Consider the following 444-nt stretch of genomic DNA (forward strand, 5'->3'; position numbering starts at 1 on the left):
GGATAAATCCCCTCGCCACAGGTTTTAGCAACGCCGGGACATTTGCCGGGAAATCACGTCGGGTGATTTCCCGGCTTTTTTGCATCAGGCGAAGACGAAATATTTGCGCACGGTCTCGACCACTTCCCACGTGCCTTTCATGCCCGGCTCAACGGCGAAGATATCGCCGGCGCGCAGGTGGATCGGCGCCATGCCGTCCGGGGTGATCACGCAGTAGCCTTCCTGGAAATGGCAGTACTCCCACTTCACATAATCGACGCGCCACTTGCCCGGCGTGCAGATCCAGGTGCCCATGATCTTGCTGCCGTCTTCGCTGGTGTAGGCGTTGAGGTTGACGGTGTGCGGGTCGCCTTCGAGTTTTTCCCATTTGCAGGGTGCCGATCGAGCACGCGTGCTCGACCACTTCCAGGCCACGGAAAATATCGCCTTCGGCATCAGCAATGG

1 pseudogene is annotated in these 444 nt (G+C 58.8%); it reads right to left on the minus strand.

Annotated elements, in window-relative coordinates:
• Positions 1–84 precede the first annotated feature (84 nt).
• Positions 85–372: pseudogene (locus J5M71_RS28545) on the minus strand (cupin domain-containing protein); the annotation flags it as partial.
• Between the last annotated feature and the right edge of the window lie 72 nt (positions 373–444).

Origin of the sequence: Pseudomonas sp. 43(2021), from assembly GCF_017490805.1 — a bacterium.
Lineage (GTDB): Bacteria > Pseudomonadota > Gammaproteobacteria > Pseudomonadales > Pseudomonadaceae > Aquipseudomonas.